General features: G+C 70.4%; 15 protein-coding genes, 1 tRNA gene and 1 pseudogene. 9 read left to right on the forward strand and 8 right to left on the reverse strand.

The genetic code is table 11. From position 1 onward, the window contains the following. Window positions 1-133: 133 nt before the first annotated feature. The 3 genes from OUY22_RS18690 to OUY22_RS18700 all read left to right on the forward strand — a co-directional run bounded on the left by OUY22_RS18690 (window position 134) and on the right by OUY22_RS18700 (window position 4,543). Window positions 134-3,175 carry an AfsR/SARP family transcriptional regulator gene (locus tag OUY22_RS18690; protein WP_270156300.1) on the forward strand — a complete coding sequence of 1,014 codons (3,042 nt, stop codon included), beginning with the start codon at window positions 134-136 and terminating at the stop codon, window positions 3,173-3,175. 89 nt (window positions 3,176-3,264) lie between these two features. Further along, window positions 3,265-3,957 (forward strand): M15 family metallopeptidase, encoded by a 693-nt coding sequence (locus tag OUY22_RS18695; protein WP_270156302.1) that lies wholly within the window; start codon window positions 3,265-3,267, stop codon window positions 3,955-3,957. 178 nt (window positions 3,958-4,135) lie between these two features. Beyond that, entirely contained in the window at window positions 4,136-4,543 is a 408-nt protein-coding gene (locus tag OUY22_RS18700; protein WP_270156327.1) for an SDR family NAD(P)-dependent oxidoreductase, read from the forward strand. 81 nt (window positions 4,544-4,624) lie between these two features. Here OUY22_RS18700 and OUY22_RS18705 read toward each other — a convergent pair whose 3' ends face one another. After that, on the reverse strand, window positions 4,625-5,245 hold the full coding sequence (locus tag OUY22_RS18705) for a VOC family protein (protein WP_270156303.1): 621 nt from the start codon (window positions 5,243-5,245) through the stop codon (window positions 4,625-4,627). A 180-nt stretch (window positions 5,246-5,425) separates the two neighbouring features. Between OUY22_RS18705 and OUY22_RS18710 the strand changes: the two genes are divergently transcribed. The 3 genes from OUY22_RS18710 to OUY22_RS18720 are packed head-to-tail and all read left to right on the forward strand — an operon-like array spanning window position 5,426 to window position 7,554. Then, window positions 5,426-6,442, forward strand: a complete 1,017-nt coding sequence (locus tag OUY22_RS18710; RefSeq protein ID WP_270156304.1) for a zinc-dependent alcohol dehydrogenase family protein — start codon at window positions 5,426-5,428, stop codon at window positions 6,440-6,442. A gap of 17 nt (window positions 6,443-6,459) precedes the next feature. Further along, window positions 6,460-7,299, forward strand: coding sequence for a DUF3626 domain-containing protein (locus OUY22_RS18715; protein WP_270156305.1), 840 nt, complete (start codon window positions 6,460-6,462; stop codon window positions 7,297-7,299). Window positions 7,300-7,323: 24 nt separating this feature from the next. After that, a complete protein-coding gene (locus tag OUY22_RS18720; protein ID WP_270156306.1) occupies window positions 7,324-7,554 on the forward strand; it encodes a hypothetical protein in 231 nt (76 codons plus the stop codon). A 186-nt stretch (window positions 7,555-7,740) separates the two neighbouring features. On the opposite strand, the gene OUY22_RS18725 is transcribed toward OUY22_RS18720, so the two are convergent. Continuing rightward, a complete protein-coding gene (locus OUY22_RS18725) occupies window positions 7,741-8,337 on the reverse strand; it encodes a hypothetical protein (protein WP_270156307.1) in 597 nt (198 codons plus the stop codon). A gap of 60 nt (window positions 8,338-8,397) precedes the next feature. Then, window positions 8,398-8,805: a hypothetical protein gene (locus tag OUY22_RS18730; protein WP_270156308.1), complete on the reverse strand. Its 408-nt coding sequence runs from the start codon at window positions 8,803-8,805 to the stop codon at window positions 8,398-8,400. 1,065 nt (window positions 8,806-9,870) lie between these two features. Here OUY22_RS18730 and OUY22_RS18735 point away from each other — a divergent pair. Then, complete coding sequence (locus OUY22_RS18735) at window positions 9,871-10,107, forward strand: hypothetical protein (protein ID WP_270156309.1); 237 nt, start codon at window positions 9,871-9,873, stop codon at window positions 10,105-10,107. Next, on the forward strand, window positions 10,104-10,526 hold the full coding sequence (locus OUY22_RS18740) for a type II toxin-antitoxin system VapC family toxin (protein WP_270156310.1): 423 nt from the start codon (window positions 10,104-10,106) through the stop codon (window positions 10,524-10,526). Before OUY22_RS18735 ends, OUY22_RS18740 begins: the two co-directional genes overlap by 4 nt. Before the next feature lie 229 nt (window positions 10,527-10,755). On the opposite strand, the pseudogene OUY22_RS36930 reads toward OUY22_RS18740, so the two are convergent. Together OUY22_RS36930 and OUY22_RS18755 are read right to left on the reverse strand one after the other, a co-directional pair. Beyond that, a pseudogene (locus OUY22_RS36930) lies at window positions 10,756-11,188 on the reverse strand (VOC family protein). Window positions 11,189-11,327: 139 nt separating this feature from the next. Next, window positions 11,328-11,412, reverse strand: a tRNA-Tyr gene (locus tag OUY22_RS18755). 260 nt (window positions 11,413-11,672) lie between these two features. Here OUY22_RS18755 and OUY22_RS18760 point away from each other — a divergent pair. Beyond that, complete coding sequence (locus tag OUY22_RS18760) at window positions 11,673-12,164, forward strand: YajQ family cyclic di-GMP-binding protein (RefSeq protein WP_270156313.1); 492 nt, start codon at window positions 11,673-11,675, stop codon at window positions 12,162-12,164. Window positions 12,165-12,314: 150 nt separating this feature from the next. On the opposite strand, the gene OUY22_RS18765 is transcribed toward OUY22_RS18760, so the two are convergent. The 3 genes from OUY22_RS18765 to OUY22_RS18775 all read right to left on the reverse strand — a co-directional run bounded on the left by OUY22_RS18765 (window position 12,315) and on the right by OUY22_RS18775 (window position 17,975). Continuing rightward, window positions 12,315-14,471 carry a hypothetical protein gene (locus tag OUY22_RS18765; protein ID WP_270156314.1) on the reverse strand — a complete coding sequence of 719 codons (2,157 nt, stop codon included), beginning with the start codon at window positions 14,469-14,471 and terminating at the stop codon, window positions 12,315-12,317. A gap of 112 nt (window positions 14,472-14,583) precedes the next feature. After that, window positions 14,584-15,465 carry an FAD binding domain-containing protein gene (locus tag OUY22_RS18770; protein ID WP_408638178.1) on the reverse strand — a complete coding sequence of 294 codons (882 nt, stop codon included), beginning with the start codon at window positions 15,463-15,465 and terminating at the stop codon, window positions 14,584-14,586. After that, entirely contained in the window at window positions 15,462-17,975 is a 2,514-nt protein-coding gene (locus tag OUY22_RS18775; RefSeq protein ID WP_270156316.1) for a molybdopterin-dependent oxidoreductase, read from the reverse strand. Before OUY22_RS18775 ends, OUY22_RS18770 begins: the two co-directional genes overlap by 4 nt. Between the last annotated feature and the right edge of the window lie 62 nt (window positions 17,976-18,037).

Consider the following 18,037-nt stretch of genomic DNA (forward strand, 5'->3'; position numbering starts at 1 on the left):
CGAGCGGAACCCCCGGGAGCGATTCCCGGGGGTTTCGGGCTTTGGCGGCATTCAACGCAGCTCATCGACTATGGCTTCCAGCGCCGGTAAACCCTAGGGTTAGGCAAGGTCCACCGAGCCTTCGGGAGAACCAATGGAGTTACGGCTCCTGGGTCCGGTCGAGGTGTGGAACGGGGAGCGGCAGATTCGTCTCGGGGGAGCGAAGCCGCGGGCCCTGCTCGCCGCCTTACTGCTGGACGCGCACCGGGTGGTAACGGTCGAGCGGTTGATGGAGGCGATCTGGCAGGACGAGCCGCCGCCGACGGCGCGCGGAGTCCTGCAGACCTACGTCGCCTCATTACGCCGCGCGTTCACGGCCGCGGGCCTGCCGAACGTCATCGGCTCGCACCGCGTGGGCTACATCGCCGAGATCCCCGCCGACGCCTTGGACAAAGAGGTCTTCGAACGATTAGTCGACCAGGGACGCCAGGCGGCCCGCGGCGGCGAACACGGCGAGGCGGCGGACCTCTTCCGCACCGCCCTCGCCTTGTGGCGGGGCCCGGCCCTGGGCGGCATCGGCGACACCTTCCTGCGCGCCGAGGCGGCCAGGCTGGAGGAGCTGCGGATGACGGTGGTCGAGGAACGGATCACCGCCGACCTGTTCGCGGGCCAGGACGCGAGCCTGATCGACGAGCTCACCGAGCTGATCGCCGCCCACCCGGTCCGCGAGCGGCTGCGCCGCGACCTCATGATCACGCTCTACCGGGCCGGTCGCCAGGCGGACGCACTCGCCGTCTACCAGCAGGGCAGGCAGGTGCTGATCGACGAACTGGGGATCGAGCCCGGCCCCGAGCTGCGGCAGGCGCACGAATCCATCCTGCGGTCCGATCCCGCGCTGCTGGCCGGCCGATCGGCACGCGAGACGACGGCTCCCCCGCGGCCGGACGAACCCAAGCCTCCCCCACCCCGGCAACTGCCCTCCCCACCTCCCGACTTCACCGCCCGTACGGCCGAGCTCGCGGAGTTACGCGACCGTCTCACCGAACCGGGCACCATGCCGGTCTGCGTGGTCTTCGGGCCGGGCGGCGTGGGCAAGTCGGCCCTGGCGCTGCGCGCCGCACACGAGATCGCCCACCTCTACCCCGACGGCCAGCTGCACCTCGAACTGCGCGGCACCAGCGAGGCGCCGGCCACCCCGCTGGAGGTCCTCGGCCGGGTGCTGCGCGAGCTGGAACCGGGCGCGTCCCCGCCCGGCACGCTGGAGGAATGCGCCGCCCGCTACCGCACGCTGCTGGCCGACCGGCGCAAGCTCGTCGTCCTGGACGACGCGGCCGCCGAGCGGCAGGTACGTCCCCTGCTGCCGGGCGCCCCGGGCTGCGGGGTGATCGTCACCTCCCGCAACCGGCTGGCCGGTTTGGCCGGAGCCACGGTGCTCGACCTGGGCCTGCTGCCGGACGAGGCCGCTCTCGAACTCCTGGAGCAGGTCGCCGGCGCCGAGCGGATCGCGGCCGACCCGGACGCGGCGCTGCGGATCGTCCGGCAGTGCGGCGGCCTGCCGCTGGCCCTGCGCATCTGCGGCGCGCGCCTCGCCTCACGCCGCCAATGGTCGGTGGCCCGGCTGGCCGACCGGCTCGCCGACGAGCAGCGCCGCCTGGACGAGCTGGCCGTCGGCGACCAGGAGGTGCGGGCCGGCATCGCGCTCAGCTACGACCTGCTGCCGCCCGAGGCCAGGACCGCGCTGCGGCACCTGGGGCTGCTCGGTCTGCCGTACTTCCCGGTGTGGGTGGCGGCCGTGGCCATGGAGAGCAGTCTGGACGAGGCCGAGGACGTGCTGGACCACCTCGTGGACACCTCGCTGGCGAGCGTGCTGGACATCGACGCGACCGGCCGCGCCCGCTACCGGCTGCACGACCTGGTCCGGCTCTTCGCCCGCGAACGCGCGCTCGCGGAGGAACCCGAGCCGGAACGCACGGCCATGGTGCGCCGGGTCCTGGGCGGCTGGCTGTGGCTGGTCGAACGGCTCAGCGAGGCCGTGCCCACCGGCGGCATCCCGAGGCGCGCCTCCCTCGGCCTGGCGCACCCGGTGGAGGAGGAAGTGGCGCGGACGGCGCTGGCACACCCGCACGACTGGTTCCGCGGACAGGAGGAGGCGCTGATCGTCGCGGTGGAGCTGGCGGCGGCGATGGATCTCGACGACATCGCGGTCGACCTGGCCGCCGCGCTGTCCTCGGTGGCCTTCGAAGGCAGCCAGTACGTCTTCGACAACCCCTTCGCTGCCTGGCACCGCACCCACGAGGCGGCCCTGGCGGTGGCGCGGCGGATGGACAACGCCCTCGGTGAGGCGACCCTGCTGGCCGGCCTCGGTCACCTGTACTACGAGCGCGACCACTTCGCCGAGTCCCGCGAATGCCTCAGCCAGGCCCTTTCCCTGTTCCGCTCCGCCCGGGACCACCGGGGCGAGGCCACCACGCTGGCCGCCCTCGGCGCCGCCTGCCGCGAGCAGGGTTACCTGCCGGAGTCCCTGCACTTCCTGGGCCGGGCGAGCCGGCTGTGGACCGACCTCGCCGACGACGCGGCGCTCGCCCACGTCAACCGCCTGGCCGGCAGCGTACACGTGGAGCGCGGCGAATACCCGGCGGCCTGGGCCGACCTGACCGCCGCGCTGTCGCTCTTCCAGAAGGTGGGCAGCCGCCGCGGCGAAGGGCTGACCGTGCGGACCATGTCCCTGTACCACCGCGCCCGGGGCGACCTGGACCAGGCGGAGGAGCTGTCCACGCAGGCGCTGGCGATCTTCCGTGACCTCGGCGACCGGCTGATGGAGGCGTACTGCATGCGCACCCTGGCCAAGACCTGGCTCCGGCAGGGCCGCTTCGACGCGGCCCGCCGCGACCTGGACGACGCCCTGACCACCATCCAGGCACTCAACGACCGCTGGGGCGAGGCGTGCACGCTGCGCGTGCTCGGCGAGCTCGACCTGGCGGAAGGGCGCCTCTACCAGGCCAGAAGCCGCCTGACCGAGTCGCTGGCGCTGTGGGAGACCCTGCGCGCCGCGCTGTTCCGCGCCCGGACGCTGCGCGACCTGGCCCACGTGTACGAGGCCCTCGGCGACGACGACTCCGCCAAGGCCGCTCTGGCCGAGGCCATGGAGATCTTCCGGCTGCACGAGGCCCGGGAATACCGCGAACTCAGCGGTTAGACCACCATTACAGAGATCTTGGAGCACCCTGCCTGACCATGGCACCGGCGTCCCGCCCGGAGCGCCGCCGGAAGCGTCGTGGAGGCCCCATGCCGGAGATCGTGCTCTTGTCGGATCCGCGGATCGCCGCAGTGGCGGTCAAGGAGTGCGGCGAGCCTCTGGTGGACCTGCGCACCATGCGGGCCGTACGGGTCGACGAGCGTCTCGCCGACCGCGAGGGCGCGTTCGCGCGCGTACGGTTGAGCGTGGCCGACCGGCTGATCGTCGCACAGGCCGGATTGCCACGCGAGCTGCGCCTGCTGGTCGTGGAGGGTTTCCGCCCGGCGTGCCTGCAGCGGCGATACTTCGCCGAGTCCATGGCCGCGCACCTGGAGGCGCACCCCGGCTGGGACGAACGCCGGGTCCACGTGGAGGCCGGCAGGTACGTCTCCCCGCCCGAGGTGGCGCCCCATGTCAGCGGCGGCGCGGTCGACCTGACCCTGTGCACCGTCTCCGGCATCGAACTGCCGATGGGCACGCGGGTCAACGCCACACCCCCGGAGTGCGACGAAGCGTGTTCCACCGACTTCCCCGGCCTCTCCGCCGAGGCCCGCCGCAACCGCGGCATCCTGGGAACCGCCATGACGACGGCCGGCTTCGTCAACTACCCCACCGAGTGGTGGCACTGGTCCTACGGCGACCGCTACTGGGCCTTCATCACGGGCGCCCGCTTCGCGCGCTACGACATGTCCTCGATCAGCGACAAGAAGTCCCGCCACCAGCAGCCGCCATGCTCATCATGACCAGGCCCACGTTGCCGCGCTTCGGCGGCGGGGTGGGCCATGGGCGGTTCATCACCGTACCCGCCATACGGCGGCGGCGGTTGCTACGGCTGGCGCGATCGCGGCTGAGCGGCTGGCCCTGGCGGAGAACACGCGACTGCTCATCGGCACGCGCCGACCGCAGCCCGCCGGCGAGTCGATCCCGCTCGACCTCGCGCAACTGGACTCGGTACGCGCCTTCGCGGCGTCGGTCCGCGAACGGCTGGGCGGCGGCCCTGTGGACGCGCTGGTGTGCAATGCCGGCGTGGTCCTCCCCGAGGCCGGCGGTCGTACCGTCGACGGCTTCGAGACCACCTTCGCCGTCAACCACCTCGCGCACTACCTGCTGTCCCGCCTGCTGCTGCCCGTCCTGGCAGATGGCGCGAGAATCGTGCTGACCACGAGCGGCGCCCACGATCCCGCCACCCGCGCCGGGCTGCGGCGCACGTACGCCTCCCTGCGACGAGCACGGCTCACCTGGCCGGACCCGTCGGAACTGGCCCGCGGCGACGAACCGGCGCAGGCCCTCTGGCGCGACAGCGCCGAGCTCGTCGGTCTGCCGGAGTGAGCGACCCCGCGGACCTGTGCCCGGCGTGGACTCTGACCGCGGGCGGGAACTGTTCCGCTTGTGCGGGCCGAGTGCCCCTGATCACTCTCCTCCGGGAGTCGCCTCCCAGACGAAGCCGTCGGGATCGGTGAAGGACCCGGCGTCGCCGCCGATGACGAGCCGGTGCGATCCGGTGCCCTCGGGAGCGACGCCGGCGACCTTCGCCAGCGCGCGACGCTTGTAGAGCGACAGTTTGACGGGGCTCGAAGGGGTGGCGAACTCGACATACCTGCGGCCGTAGCTCTTCGCCACGGAGAAACCGCGGTCGACGTAGAACCGCTTGCTCGCGGCCACGTCTTCCACTCCCAGTTGGAGCACGACCTCGTCGATCTGCCGGGACGCCGGGCCGGTGTCCTTCTTCGACGAGGAGGCGAGCGTCCAGATCGCACCGGTCGGGTCCTGGACGACACCGCCGTACCCCCACAGCGACTTCGCGGCCGGCTTCACCGCCGTGGCGCCGGCGTCGAGCGCGGCCGAGATGAGACCGTCGACGGTGGCCGGCTGGGACACGATGAGCGACAGCGTGAACCCGCGAAAGCCGGTCGTCGCCGTCTCAGAGGCCCGCAGCCGCAACCAGGCGTCCGAGCCGAAGACCGTGGTGGTGAAGCGGGTGGCCGCCGCGGGGTCGGCAGCCTCAAGGGTGACGAATGCGATGGAAGCCATAGCAGTCACGCTAGATACGGCCGGGTGATCCCCACTTCTCGATTCCTGATCGATCTGGTCATGCCGATGTGCGACTGCGTGGGGCCGGACGAAGCGCGGCCGCGTGCCCTGGACCCGGTCGGCGAAGGCAGTCTGACCTGCGCTGTTTCCCATCGCCGCCGGCGGGATAGTTCTCCTGTCATGCTTGCCGCCGTCATGAGCGCGCCCGGAGAGGTCCACGTCGAGGACCGTCCCGACCCGCACATCATCGAGCCGACCGACGCGATCATCCGCCTGTCCGCCACCTGCGTCTGCGGCTCGGACCTGTGGCCGTACCGGGGTGTGGAAAAGCTCGACGAGCCGCGGCCGATGGGCCACGAGTACGTCGGCATCGTCGAAGAGGTCGGGGCGGAGGTCACCACGATCCGCCCCGGCCAGTTCGTCGTCGGCTCGTTCTTCGCCTCCGACAACACCTGCGAGATCTGCCGATCCGGCTACCAGAGCTCCTGCGTCCACCGGGTGAACATGACCGGCGCCCAGGCTCCGTACCTGCGCGTCCCCCTCGCCGACGGCACGCTCGTCGCCACGCCGGGCATCCCGCCGGACGACCTGGTCCCCAGCTTCCTCGCCGCCTCCGACGTGCTGGGAACAGGCTGGTTCGCGGCGGTGGCCGCCGAGGCGGGACCGGGCAAGACCGTCGCGGTCATCGGGGACGGCGCCGTCGGCCTGCTCGGCGTGCTGGCCGCCCGCCGGCTCGGCGCCGAACGGATCATCGCGATGAGCCGGCACGAGCCGCGCCAGGAACTCGCCCTCACCTACGGCGCCACCGACATCGTCACCGAGCGAGGCGACGAAGGCGTGGCCCGGATCAAGGCGCTGACGAACGGGCTCGGCGCCCACAGCGTCATCGAGGCCGTCGGCACCCAGCAGTCGATGATGCAGGCCATCGGCTCCACCCGCCCCGGCGGCCACATCGGCTACGTCGGCGTCGCGTACGACGTGCAACTGCCCGGCCTGCCGCTGTTCTTCTCCCACGTCCACCTGCACGGCGGCCCCGCCCCGGTGCGCCGCTTCCTGCCCGAGCTCATCCAGCTCATCTGGGACCGGCAGATCGACCCCAGCAAGGTCTTCGACCTGCGGCTCCCTCTCACCGAGGCCCCCGAGGCCTACCGGGCGATGGACGAGCGCCGCGCCATCAAGGCCCTCCTGATGCCGTGACCTCGGACAAGCATGGAATGAGCGCCGACACGTCCGGAGCGCCGCAGCGAGCGCTCCGCCATGTCGCGGCCCTGTCGTCAGGCGAGCCGCTCGACCCCCGATTACGCGTCACCCTGAACTTCCATCCAGACCGCCTGGTGGGCGGCCGGCTCATCTTGCTCAGGCTCGCGGACGACGGCCACTACCACTCGCAGTTCGTCACGGGCACCAGCAACGGCGGGCTGACCGCTCATCCGGGCGGCGACCGGTGGCGCTGGGAAAGCCGGATCTTCGGCGGCGCGTACGACCACGCGCCCCCGCACGATCGCCCCGTCTACGGCGCGCTGAACTTCCGCCGCAAGCCCGTCGGCGGGGCCCCTCGGTTCGGATCCGCCCACTTCAGGCTGACCGCGGAGACCCTTTCACGAGCCACGTTCTGTTATCCCGACAGTTGCTTCGAACCGTCCGCCTTCGGCGTCTCCTCCCGCATGGCACTCATCGCGTTGGCCACAGCGGATCACCCGGACCCCCTGGACGACTACGTCGAGGCCCAGGTGCACGGGCCGGTCAGGCTCGATCGGGACGTGGAGGCCCTGGTCCTGGATCCGAGCTATCGCGGAACAGCCGTGCAGGCCGCGGCCCACCGGCTCCCCTGCCCGATCGAATGGCATGCCGGATTCCGAATCGCCACCGACGAACTGCGACGCCACCCGCACTACCGCGGACAGGAACATGTCGACCTGGGTACCGAGATCGCGGTGGACGGTCACCTCGATCCACGGATCATCGGAGACGCGGCCCGCACGGGCCGCTATGACCCGCAGGCGCTCAAGAAGGTCTGGCACTGCCTGGCACGTTTCGGCGACGCGATCACCTAGTTCAAGCGCGCCACCACGGGCGCGATGCTCGCCCGCCTGCAACCGTTGCGCGATCTCCTGACGGTGCACGGCGTACACTGCGACCTCGTACGCGCCGGCGACCCCGGGAAGCTGATCTACGAGGACGAGTACCAGGTCGGCGTGATCCCCAGGATCAGAAAGCCCGTATCCCCCCTGCCGCCTGGTGTCACGCTCGGACCGACCACCTCGGGTTCCAAGCGCCACCTCGCCCGCCGGGCACCGGGAACCAGCTGACCGCCCTACACCCGGACGCCGTCGATGAAGGCGACACCGCTGCGGGCGGCCATCACGGAGCAGAACTACGTGTTCGCGATCGAGCAGGTGGCGCAGACCTCACTGCGCTCGATCACCGGCAAGAGCGACCTGGACGACCTGCTCTCCAACCGCGCGGAGCTCAACGGACATCCGGGTCTCAGTCGTTCACCTGATGACGCGGCCCGAGGGGTCCCATGCGATGGTGATGCGCTTGCCGTACTTCGTGGCCAGCCGACGGCGTAGATCTTGGTCGAAGGTGTCGGCTCTCAGGACGACCCGGTTGAGCTTCGGGCGGATCCCCATGGCTGATACCGCTGGTTCGACGATGGGACCAGGTTCCTCTTCCATCAACGCCTTCAGCCCCGCGTGGCTGTTCGCCGCAGGCCGCACCTGGGGCACGATCAGGTACGGGACGCGCCGCCCGTCCGACCAGTGGATTCCGGAGATCGGCTGAGCCGCCAGCTCGCGCCCTCGCGCGGTGACGTAAGGCGCGACGAGCCGGTACGGCTCGTGCAGGATGTACGGCGGCGCGAGATCGTGGGGATAGGTTTCGGCCCGCCGCTGGGCGGCTTCCTGCGCGCGATGGAACGGCTCGATGCCCTCGAAGGACCTGAGCAGCACGGGATGCACAGGCTGGAAGTAGACCTCCACCCGATCCTTCGTGGCCGGCTGCACGATCAACCGCCACTCCCCCGGCAGGAACTCGGGCGCCGCCGTCACGACGTAGACGGCGAGAAGCGCGAAGATCGTCTTCAGTCGCATGCGCGACGAGTGTAGGTCAGGCGGCGATGGCGGAGGCGGCGTTCCGGCCCATGTTCCTGATCAGCCGACAGCACCCCAGCAGTAGAGCAGCTGGTCGCTCTCCTTGGCCCGTCGCGCGAGCGCGACGAACTCATTGACCAGTTCGAATGCTTCCTGAACGTCGCCGAGGTTGGAGAGCTCTTCCTTCATCCATCGCCGGGCCACATCAGGAAGGCGAGCGTCATCGACCTCAGCAAGTGTGTCCCGGACGCTCACCGGCAGTTCCTCGATCTGCGGTCCCACCAGGTACGGGGAGCCGTCCGGCAATGCCTCCCACGCGTCGTCGGTCTTGGGTGCTCCTTCGGGCGGGGGATACAAGGTGACGGTCTCCACCAGGTCGTCGGAGTAGGGGACGCCCAAGACGATGCCGACAAGTTCCCCCAGGGACCCGGTGGGATCGATCCACTTGGTCTCCACGACGTCGAACACCGGAGCGTCAGGAAGAGGTTCGGCCGGTGCCCGCAACTGGCTCGGCCTCCACGTCGCGGTGCTGCGATCGGGTGCGCGGTAGTAGTCATTCGTAGCGCTCATGTGGACGTTCCCGTAGTCGAAAGACGTGATCGTGACTTGGGCCGGTGACAGGGTACGACCTGGGCGCCGCCCGGATCTGGGGCACCCTGCGCGCGCTGGAGGACGCGGGCATCATCACCTTGGCCGCATAAAGTCACTCCGCGTAAGTCCCCGTTGATCACCTTACTATCGGGCACGTATTGGAGGCGGTTACTCTGATGCGACTCTCGATCGGAACGGGGAGCAAATGCCTTTAAGGGCATGCAGTCGGGTGTTGATGGGGATCGGGCTGGTGGTTTCGTTCCCAGCATCCTCATGCAGGTGGGGGTACAGGAAAAGTGGATGCATGCGAGGGTGGTGGAGCCGTCGGAGGCGAAAGCGTCTTTCCTGACACCGCTCGTGATCTCGTGGATGGGTGCCGGCCTGGGGATCGCGTGGGTGCTGGCGGCCATAACCTGCTACTTCATACCGAGGTCCATGGCCCATCTGCCGCCGCCACGGAGACGCCGAAGCGGTTCGTGCGCGGTCGTTTAACCTCCCCCACCTGATCGGAAGACTCCGGGACGAGACCCTGCGCAATGGCCGCGTCTGTGGGAGCGTCTGGTGACGTTCTTGCTCACCACGCTCAGCGATTCGACTTTGTTCGGTGAGGACGAGTTACGAGAGCTCGCTGATGACCTCAACCGTGTACGAAGAAGTTCAGTTCGCGCCCGACGCCGCCTACGAACGCAGGGCCGAAGCGTTCTCGGCTGATGAGGTCGTTGCTGGATGGCGCCGCTGACTCGTGGGGGCTCGTGGGGGCTCGTGGGGCGCCCCGGGGCAGAGCATCGGCGCTCTCACCGCGGATGACCGTTCGACCGCCCCGTACCGCTGCTCCCTCGGCGGAGATCATTCCGTGCATATTCCGGATCTTGCTCATGCCATCTCGTAACACGACGCGATCGGCGCGCTCCCCTACGCCGATCGCGTCGTAAACTCGACAGTATGACGGCACCGCAGGAAGAGTACGACGATCTCCACCGGCTGGTCGACCAGCTACGGCCAGATCAAGTGCGTGAAGAGCGTGCGCGGCTCCTCCGGCTAGTCCACTCTCAGGCTGGGGAACCGGAACTCGGCTCCAGCGGCATGCCGACCCTCTTCGGCGCTTTCGAAGCGGGACGCAGCGACGCTTCAGAACAGGTGGAAGAAATCCTTGCGGAGGGCTACGGTCACGAAGCGTGATCGTAGTCGACACCGGCCCAATCGTGGCCGCGACCTTCCGAGACGACAAGCACCACGAGCGGTGCGTACAGGAGTTCGCGCGGTTCCGCAACACCGCCGGGCCACTTCTCGTTCCCAGCTTCGTGGCCGGCGAGACCTGCTACATGATCGGCAAGCTTGGCGGAGCGAGAGCGGAAGCGGCGTTTCTCCGGCTACTCGAGTCCGGCTGGTTCCGGCTCGTCGATCTCACAGGCGCGGATCTCGCGAGGATCGCGGTCCTGGTTGAGCGGTACCACGACCTACCCTTGGGCGCCGCCGATGCCTCGGTGGTGGCCGTGGCGGAACGGATGCGCGTCACCGACGTGATGACGATCGACGTTCGCCATTTCTCTGTGGTCCGCCCCGCCCACGCCCCCGCGCTAAACCTGTTTCCCAAATAGCCCGTTCACGGTGCGGTGCTCCGGATGAGCCTCCAACTCGTGCGTGCCAGCTCGGAAACGGACCTCCACCACCTTGTTCGGTGAGCCGTGCTGAGGAACGAAGTACGGATCGTCGATCGCCCCCAGCAATCTACGGCGACCCTCCATGCCGTGGCGATCGTAAGGGCCGCATGTGTGCGACGGGGCCGGTCCGGTGTCGTACGCTTGCTCCGGTCCGAATCGGACACTGTCAGTCGTCCCAGCGTTGGGCATTGTGCTCGTTCAGGGAACCCTGGGGCTGGGGGATGACGCAGAAGGGCAACCCGGCGGGGTCCTCCATAACCCACCAATGGTCGTTCACCAGCCGCAGACGTCGGGCGCCGAGGGCCTCCAGGCGCGCGGTCTCCGCCCTCCAGGTCGTCGGTGTGGATGTCGAGATGGACACGCGCAGGGCCTGTCCCGAGTCGCTGGATGAGCAGGGCGAAGACGTCACCGGATAAGAAGGCGCCGTGGTATTCCGGGTACCGCTGGAACGGGGTCAACGTCTGACCGGTTGCTTCCTGCCAGAACGTCAGTTCCTTGTCGTGATCGCCCTCCGGCACATCAATCACGATCTTGTAGAGCCTGCTGTAGTGCGTCATGTCCCCCATCCTCCCGTGGCCGGGTCTTGCACGGGGTGTCATCACCGGGACCGAGTGATCTCTGGATCCTTGCCGTTGGGGAAAGCACTCAACGGCGGTGTCCCGGCTCAGGGCGGCTCACGGCTGCGCATCCCTGAAACGCAGAAGAGGCCCCGAAGGGCCTCTGACCTGCTGTTACTGCTGGTGGCAGGTGCAAGGTTCGAACTTGCGTAGGCTGAGCCGACGGTTTTACAGACCGCTCCCTTTGGCCACTCGGGCAACCTGCCGTGTCTTCCGCTCTCGCGGCGACAGAGAAAAGGATAGCGGACTTCCGCAGTGCACGTGACACCAGTTTGTCCCCGTCCCGAATCGTGCCGACCCCCTCGCCCCGTGGGCATCCCGCCGAGTTCAGCCCCATGGCGAGGAGCTTTTCCACAGGGCCGGAGGCGGACCCTGCACCGGGCGGAGATGCTGGCTAGGCTCGTGGGCTGGATGCGTTCGGAGTCGGACGCTCACCGGTGCTGACGCAGCTGAGAGGAAGTGTGCTTTGGCCGATTCATCGTTCGACATCGTGAGCAAGATCGACCGGCAGGAGGTCGACAACGCGCTCAACCAGACCGTGAAGGAGATCGGGCACCGCTTCGACTTCAAGGGTACGGGGGCGAGCATCAGCTGGTCCGGTCAGGAGCATATCGAGATCAAGGCCAACAGCGAGGAGCGGGCGAGCGCCGCGCTCGACGTGTTCAAGGAGAAGGTGATCAAGCGTGGCCTCTCCCTGAAGATCCTCGACGCGGGCGAGCCCAAGCTGTCGGGCAAGGAATACAAGATGCTGGTCGCGCTCAAGGAGGGCATCGACCAGGAGAACGCGAAGAAGATCTCCAAGATGATCCGCGACGAGGGCCCGAAGGGCGTCAAGGCGCAGATCCAGGGCGAGGAGCTGCGGGTCAGCTCGAAGAAGAAGGACGACCTGCAGGAGATCATCTCGCTGCTCAAGGGCAAGGATCTCGACATCGCCCTTCAGTTCACGAACTACCGGTAGCGGAGCGGGGCGCGAGGCCGTGCGCGGTCGTCGCGCTCCCGCCGGCGTCGTACGTCTTCAGTGGCGTTTTTTCGGTTTGCGGTAGGTGACGAGGTCGTCGCCGCGGCCCGGATAGGCCATGATCAGCATGCGCTGACCGTGGGAGTTGAATCACTTCCAGGGGAACTGGTCGTAGTGGACGCGGATCCGGTAGTGCCCTTTGCGGCCTTTGAGCGCCAGGTCGGGGAGTACGGCTTCGCCCAGGTTGTCCCGTAGTTCGATGGTGCCGGTGGGGCTGGCGTAGCCGACCTCCACGACGTGGTCCCAGCCCTTGGTCTCCACCGGCGGGCGGCGGGTGTAGGTCTCGATTGTGACGCACAGGTCGAGGTCGGAGTGCACCAGGACGATCAGGTGGCCGGGGCGGGCGGCGGTCAGGCCGTTGTCCTGGGCCCTGTCGAGCAGTTCCAGCGAGGAGGGGTCGTAGTCCTCCAGGTGCTCGATCGCCTCCAGGACGCCGTGGTCGGTCCACTGGGGTTTTCTGATCACGGTGCGTTCGGCGGGTTTGATCAGGGGGCGGTGGCGCGGGGTGGAGTCGCACATGCGCTGCGCGTCCGCCTTCCAGGCCGCGTACTCCCGGTCTTGGGCGTCCTGCGCGGTCTTGAGGGTGGCGGCGGCGCTGGGGCAGATGTCCCCCAGCACCCACGCCAGCGCGCCGCGGTCCAGCCGTTGCCCGGCCAGTTCCCGGGGGTCGTTGCGGGTGTAGACGCCGCACAGCCGGCGCCCTTGCGCGAGGATGACCTGGTCGGGCGTGGTGTCAGAGAATTTCAGTGGTGTGCTGCCCTCGCGGATGCGGCACACGTACGCCTCCTCGGGCGTCAGGACGCGCGGCTCTTCCTCCGTCCAGAGTTCGGGGGGCGCGCAGTCCGCGGCGGTGGTGACGGGGCCGCGGGCCTGGTCGGCGCTCGGGAGGAAGCCGAGGACGACGGTCACGGCGATGCCGGCCACCAGGACGTGCCGGCGCATGCGCAGGGCGGGCGCGGCGCCGTACAGGGACAGCAGGAGGAAGGCGGAGGCGAGGAGGGCGGCGCTGTACCAGAGCGGTGAGATGCCGAAGGAAAGCTCGCCCTGTGGGCCGGTAACAAAGAGGCCGTCGGGGTAGAGCGGCAGGTCGTCCGGGAAACCCTCCCAGGTGGTGACCGTGAACGCGCTGATCACGCCGGCCGCGGCGAGCAGGACCAGGGTGAGGATCGTGGCGCGGACGAGGCGGAGTGTCCGGCGCAGTACCGCCGCGAGGACGAGCAGCGCGGGAGCTCCCACCCCGACGAGGACGTCCAGCGCGACCCAGGCCAGCGCCGCCTCGTAACTGGCCATGTCGATGACGACCCGCTGCACCTCACCGCGCGGGCCGATCCAGAACGGCATGCCGCCCGCGAGGTTGACGGCCGCCGGGACCAGAGGGAGTGCGATCGCCAGCGCGGGAAGCGGCCACGCCCTGGCCGGCATCCTGACGGGTCGCCGCGCCGCCGGGGCCGCCCTGGTGCCCGCCAGCTCGTGAGCGGTGCGCGCCTCCCACACCATGCCGAACACGCTGACCGCGCTGAGCAGGGAGAACACCATCAGCTTGTACGAGACGCCGCTGTAGATGTCGATGACCGATGTGGGCTGTATGAGCGACACCAGCAGCGCGAGCACGCCGATGCGCACGGTGGCCCGGCTCCAGCGGGGATCCCTCGCCTGGGCCGCCAGGAGCGGCGCCATCCACGCCATCCAGGCGACGCTCCCCCACGACATGATGGTGTAGGCCCAGGCGGGAAGGACGAGGTCGAGGGCGTAGGTGGGGGTGAGGGCGAGGCCGGGCAGCGAGGCGGCCAGCCCCGGCACCAGGACGAGGAGCCGCCACCAGGTGGGGACGACTCCTTCCAGCACGCGGAAGAAGAGCCAGATGATGACCGGCTGCATGACGGCCCCGGGGAGGGTCAGCCACCATACCCCCGAGCCTGCCCGCATGAAGATGAAGGTGAGGGGGATCATGGAGGTGGCGGCGCTCACGTACAGCAGGGTCCGCAGCAGTCGGATCCGCCTGTCCCCGACGGGCCCGGCGTCGCGCTCGGGCCCGCGCAGCACCTGCCAGTACGCCCAAGCCTGCACCGCCGCGACCGGCGCCACCACGAGCGTGCTCCACCAGACCATGGGGGCGCCGCCGAGCGCGTCGCCCCGCGTGACGATCTGCCAGAGGAGTTCCCTGTCGACCACGGCCACCACGGCCAGGGCGGCGAGGTACAGGACGGCGGCCGACGCCGCGAGGCGGCCGAAACGGTGGCGACGCACGGCGCTCCTGGGGGGCGAAGCGGAGGGAAAGGCCCAACCCTAGCGAGATTCCGCTGAGATGATCAACCGCTGCGCCCGCCGGCTCCCGTTGCCGCCCCTGGTCCGGGTCGCGTCAGGACGGTGCCGTGGCCTGTTCCAGCACCTCCAGCACCGTGGCCGTCAGCAGCGTGACCTTGTAGCCGTTCGCGGCCGTCGGCGCGCACCGGGTAGCGGCCCGCCCGGCCGCCACCTCCATGGACTCCCCCGCGGCGAGGGCCTGTTCCACCTCCGGCAGCCGCAGCGGGACGCGGGCGACGCCTCCGACGCTGACGGCCGTCGCGCCGTCCGGCGTCACCCGTGCCACGGCCTCCACCAGCGGCCACTCGGCCTCGGACCGGCTGGTGGCGCGGTAGTACGCGGCCCGTTCACCGGCCGCGGGCGGCGGCAGGTGGACCGCGAGGAGGATCTCCCCGGGGTCGAGCAGATGGTCACGGGTGGGGTCGGAGCCGTACAGCTCGCCCACCGGGAACGCGGGCCTGCCGTGCACCTCCACCTCGGCGTCGTAGGCCAGCAGTGCCATCGCCATGGAGGACGGGTGCGGGGCCAGGCACGGACTGGTGTCGATCACCGCCGAGTAGAGGTTGAGGCCGGCGCGGGCCGGGCAGGAGTCGCCGCCGTTCTGGTGGCAGGAGAAGGCGGGGTTGCGGAAGTACCAGCAGCGGTTGCGCTGGAGCAGGTTGCCGCCGATGGTGGCGACGGCGCGGATCTGGGGGGTGGCCAGCGCTCCCGCCGTCAGGGTCAGCGCGGGGTAGGCGGCGTGGAGCCGTTCGTCGCGGGCGAGCTCGGCGATCGTGGTCAGCGCGCCGATGCGGGCGGAGCCGTCCGGCTGCCAGGTCACGCCTGACAGGTCGGGCAGCCCTACGAGGTCCACGTACGGTCCGGTGCCGGGGCGGCTCATGAGGTCGGTGCCGCCGGCGCGGAGCTCGCCGGGCGGGAGGTTGTCCAGGAGGGTCACGTGTCGATCCCTTCGAGCAGCCGGTCGGGGCGGATGGGCAGGTCGCGGGGGCGCCAGCCGGTGGCGTTGTGCACGGCGTTGGCGACGGAGGCGGCCACGCCGATCGTGGAGACCTCGCCCAGGCCGACGCCGCGGCCGTTGACGTGGTCCCAGCCGTCCTGGTGGAAGTGGATGGTCATCTCCGGGGTGTCGCCTATGCCGGGGATGCGGTAGTCCTCCAGGTTCGCGGTCAGTACGGTGCCGGTGACGGGGTCGACGTGGCGTTCCTCGTACAGGGCGTAGCCGATGCCCTGGATGATGCCGCCTTCGCACTGGTTGCGGGCGGGGCGTTCGGCGTAGATGCGGCCGGCGGCGATGCCGCCCCAGACGCGCAGCGGCCTGATGGTGCCGAGGCGGGTGTCGACCTCGACCTCGGTGACGTGGACGGCGCCGCTGAAGCCGCGGCCGACCGCCATGCCCTGCATCGCGAAGGGGGTCACGTAGCCGCCGCGGTCGCGCCGCCGCCTGCCGACGACCTTGGCGCCGGGCGTCATCCCCTGGGCGCGCAGCCGGCGGGCGGCGTCCCGTACGGCGGGCGCCACCGAGGTGGTGGTGCGGCTGCCGAGGGAGGCCGGTCCTGGGACGGTGTCGGAGGTGCCGATCTCGACGCGGATCCGGTCGGGCGGCAGGCCGAGTTCGTCGCGCAGGACGCCGGCGATGACGCTGCGGATGCCGGTGCCGATGTCCTGCGTGGCGGTGCGGGCGACCACCACGTCGCCTTCCATCTCCAGCTCCACCTCGGTGCTGGGGCTGACCCCGTAGATCCAGTTGGCGGCGGCCACGCCGACGCCGCGGCGGAAGCGGCCGGTGGGGGCGCCGGTGCGGGGCCTGTCCAGCCAGAGGGGCAGCGTCGCGGCCCGCTCGTAGAGGGCGTGCCGCTTGGGGTTGCCGTCCCAGCGGCGGCGCAGCGCGATCGGGTCCTCCTCCAGGCGGTGGGCCATCTCGTCGACGGCCTGTTCCAGGGCCCAGAGCAGGGGCGGGGCGCCGGGGCCGCGGAACGGCGTGCCCGGCGGCTCGTTGGTGACGACGTCGAAGTCGCGCAGCCGCCGGGGCGCGGTGCCGTACACGAGCCGGGCGAGCAGGGCGACGGCGGAGCTGACGGACACGCCGCCGCGGCCGTGCGTGTCCACCGCGAGGGCCGACAGGTCGCCTTTCGCGTCGGCGAGCAGGGCGATGTCGGTCCTGGTTCCCGGCCGGTTGCCGGCGTCGGTGAGTTCCTCGGCGCGGCTGAGCACGACGCGCACCGGGGCTCCGCAGGCGCGGGCGAGCTCGACGGCGGCGACCGTCTCCACGGTGAGCCCCGCCTTGGCGCCGAAGCCGCCGCCGACGTGCTCGGCGACGACGTGCACCCGGCCGGGGTCCAGTTTCCAGCGCTTTGCCGCCTTCTCGGCGACGTCGGCCACCGCCTGGGTGGACAGGTGCAGGTGGAGGTCTCCCCGTTCGTCCCAGCGGGCCACGCAGGCGTGCGGCTCCAGCGGCGTGTGGACCTGCACGGCGGTGGTGTACGTACCGGTCACCAGGAGGGGGTCGTCCCGCCGCCGGGCCTGGTCGATGCGTGCGGCCGCGGTGCCGGCGCGGCGGCTCGCCCGGGTGAACGGCCCGCGCACGTTGCCGTTCCAGGCGCCGGGCAGGGTGAGTCCTTCGCCGGAGGACGGGGCGTTCTTCCTGCTCCGCTCGTCGTAGACCGGCGGGGCGTCGGGCGCGTCGTCGAGCGCGGCGGGGAGCGGGTCGTAGCCGATCCTGGCGGCTCCGGCGACGGCCAGCGCCTCCCGGCGCGTCGGCGCGGCGACGGCGGCGATCGGCTGGCCGGCGTAGCGGACGGTCCTGTCGGGCGGCAGCAGGTCGACCATGGTCGCGTCGCCGGTGTCGATCGACGTGATCCGGGCGTGCGCCCTGGTCGAGCGGATGATGACGCCTTCGCGCCGGCCGTCGTGCCGGATGTCGGTGGTGTAGCGGGCGCGGCCGGTGACCTTCTCGACGGCCTCGACCCGGACGGGGGTGACGGGGCCGGCGTCGTGCTCGCCCCGGCAGGCGGCCTCGATCGCGGCGTGGATCCCCGCGTACGCGCCGCAGCGGCACAGGTGGCCGGCCATGGCGGCGGCGATCCGCTCGCGCGGCGGCGTGACGTCGCCGTGCTCCGCGCGCCAGGCGTCGACGAACGCGGCGGCCTCCACCACGAAGCCCGGGGTGCAGTAGCCGCACTGCAGGCCGTCGTGGGCGGCGAACGCCCGCTGCACCGGGTGGTCGAGTCCTTCGGCGGTGACGATCGCGCGTCCTTCCACGGCCGTGGCCGGCAGCAGGCAGCTCACCTGCGGGGTGCCGTCCACCGTCACCGTGCACGCGCCGCAGACCCCGGTGCGGCAGACCGCCTTGGCCCCGGTGAGCCCGAGGTCGTCGCGCAGGACGTCCACCACCACGTCGTCGGGGCCGGCGTCCACCTCGATGGACTCGCCGTTCACCGTGATTTTCATGTTCGCTCCTGCTGACGACGTCAACCATCGGATGTTGACAGTGTCAGCACGGATGCTGACAT

It is taken from the genome of Nonomuraea corallina (assembly GCF_027620315.1).
Taxonomy (GTDB): domain Bacteria; phylum Actinomycetota; class Actinomycetes; order Streptosporangiales; family Streptosporangiaceae; genus Nonomuraea; species Nonomuraea corallina.